The sequence below is a fragment of the Longimicrobium sp. genome (assembly GCF_036387355.1).
In the GTDB taxonomy this organism is placed as follows: Bacteria; Gemmatimonadota; Gemmatimonadetes; order Longimicrobiales; family Longimicrobiaceae; genus Longimicrobium.
This window is the reverse complement of record NZ_DASVTX010000361.1, coordinates 1-2,543: the sequence shown is the minus strand read 5'-3', so window position 1 is coordinate 2,543 and position 2,543 is coordinate 1. Positions and strand designations below refer to the sequence as shown.

General features: G+C 69.9%; 3 protein-coding genes. All 3 read left to right on the top strand.

The genetic code is table 11. The features are described 5' to 3' along the window. On the top strand, positions 1 to 263 hold a 263-nt coding region (locus tag VF665_RS15720; RefSeq protein ID WP_331054387.1), incomplete at its 5' end, for a hypothetical protein. Beyond that, complete coding sequence (gene dpdK, locus VF665_RS15715) at positions 260 to 781, top strand: phospholipase D-like domain-containing protein DpdK (protein WP_331054386.1); 522 nt, start codon at positions 260 to 262, stop codon at positions 779 to 781. The genes VF665_RS15720 and dpdK, both read left to right, overlap by 4 nt. Beyond that, positions 778 to 2,543 (top strand): protein DpdD (gene dpdD, locus VF665_RS15710; RefSeq protein ID WP_331054385.1); only part of this gene is annotated, 1,766 nt, incomplete at its 3' end. The genes dpdK and dpdD, both read left to right, overlap by 4 nt.

Below are 2,543 nucleotides of genomic sequence, written 5' to 3'. Positions count from 1 at the left end.
ACCTGCTGCGTGATGAGGAGCCATGGGTGGAGGTGAGCGACCCCGCTTGGCGCGAACGCCTTACCGAGGCGCTGGCCGGGTACGGCTCCGCGCGGCTGGTTGCGGTGCCGGACCAGCGTGCCCTGCTGAAGGCGTGCACGCTGGAGGTCGCGGCGGCTCCCGTCGACGTGGGATTCCTGCAACTGTATCCGCGCGTGCACGCGGTCCGGCGCGAGCCGGAGCGCCTATCGGTGCGCGTGCACCTGCGTGAGGTGGTGCCGTGATCGCGCCCCCGCGGCACATCCACAAGCGTGGCGCGGCCGATACCGTTCCCGACCTGCTGGAGACGATCTTCACGGCCGAGTTGGTTTCCCCCAGCCGCTGCCTGTGGATCGTTTCGCCGTGGATCTCCAACGTGAAGATCCTCGACAACGGCGCGCACGCGTACCAGTCGGTCGAGCCGTCGTGGCCACAGGGGCCCGTCCACCTCGTCCCCGTCCTCCACAAGCTTGTGGAACTCGGCGGCGAGGTGGTGGTCGCCACGCGTCCAGACAACGGCAACGCAGGGTTCCTCGGCGCGCTGCGGAATGGATTCGAGCACCATCCCCGGCTGTCGGTGCGAACAGCCGAGGAACTGCACACGAAGGGTTTCTTGGGCGATTCGTTCTACCTGAGCGGTTCCATGAACCTCACCGTCCGTGGGATTACGGTGAATGAAGAGGCGGTGGAGTATACGACCGATCCCGCAGTGATCGCCGAGACTCGCTTGGAGTTCCGCGGCCGGTGGGGAGGCGGCGCATGACCGCGGACCCGTCCAGCCCGACGGAAGCCTTTCTGGAGCGTTTCTTCGGAGGGGAGAACCAGATCGAACTCAAGGACGTGGAGGGGGCCACGGCCGGCGCGCGCTGGGCGCGGCTGGGTCCGTGGGTGGCTCCGCTGCGCCTTTCGCCACCCCAACCCACCCTCCTCCCCTGCTGGCGGCAGTCGGGGCCGCGGGCGGGGCAAGTGGACTGGTACGCCCTGGTGTTCAGCGAACGGCAGTTGCGCGGCTTCAGCGAAGAATTGCTCGCCTTCGTGGGGCCCACCTACTCCACCTTTCGCGGCCACCATGCGCCCCTGGACCCCACCGACCCGGTCGAGGCCGCCGTCCTGACGTTCACCGGCGGCCGTGGATTCCGGTTCCGCGCGGGGCTCAGCAAGGAAGAGGGCGCGGCGATGTGGAAGGCGCTGGAGCGGTGGCGCTCGGTGCGCGGGCGGCGCCGCGAGCGGGCGCCCGAGTTTCCCCGCACCACTTGGCGGCTCCTGCGCGACTTCCAGATGGCACTGCGCGCGGGACAGCCGGACTTGGCCGAAGGCCACATGCGGGTGCTCGAATCCGAGTTCCGGCTGGACGCACGCAACCTCCTCTTCCTGCGCGTGCAACTCCTCGCCGAGTCCGGCCTGTGGAACGAACTCCTGACTCTTCCGGAGCTTCCCGACCTGTTGCGCGTTCGCTACCCCGCCTCGGTCGCGCAAGCGCTGATCGAGACCGTCTACCGCACGCGCCTGGCCAGCTTCGAGGCCGCCGGCGACACGGCCGGCGCCGTCGCATCCTTCCGCCGCGACATCCTCCCTGAATACGCGTCGCTCTACGCCACGCGGCGAGGGCTGCGATCTTCCGAGGCGCTCGCGAGCTTCATGCTCGCGGCCGTCGCCGGCGACCCTCCAGACCGGCGCCAGGGTGAGGAAGTGCTGCAGATCGCCCAGGCTGAGGGGCTGGCGGGCGGGTTCATGGATGCGCTTGCCGCGCTCCTGCCCGCGCCCGCCGCTGAGCCCGCAGCCGACCCGCTCTCGCTGGCCGTCGAGGCGGTACTCGACTCCGACTACGAGGCCGCCCTGACCTACGCGCAGGAGGCGCCGCCGGGGCTGCACCGCACGAGGATCCTGTTCGACTGCGCCCACGCCTTGGGTACCGTGCAAGCGGAAGCAGCCGCTGTCATGGCGCTCGACGAACTCGTAGAGGCGGAGCGGACCGCATTCCTCGCGATCCCGCTCAACCGTGAGTTCCACGGGCGGCTGGCCGGCAACGCCGCCGGCACCGTGGCGCCCCTCGGCGGCGCCGCGGCCGTACCCGCCGACTGGGTGGCCTGGGTACGGCGCCTGAACACCGATCCAGCGTGGAGCCGCGCACGGGCGCTGCAGGTGGCGCAGCAGGGTGCGCTGGAGTGGAGCGTGGCGGCGTTACGCGCCCACCCGCTAGCCGTCGACGAACTGGTCACCGCACTCCAGGCGACCCGCTCACCTGAGGCGGACGAAACGCTGCACTTGGCTCTACCCTCGCTGATCGCGTACCTCCAGCGCGCCGGGAGCACAGCCACGCGCGAGTTCGCGCCGCTCTACGAGACGGTAGTCGAGTTGCTGGTGATGGGAACGTCGGGTGGCGAGGAGGACCGAGCGCTCTTTTTCGACCTGACTGCCGCGCTCCTGGCGCTCGGAATGACGCCAGAGCGGTACCGCTTGATCGTGGGCGAGGCGGTCTCGTTGTGGGACCGCTATCACGCACCGGCTACGCTGACCTGGGCGCT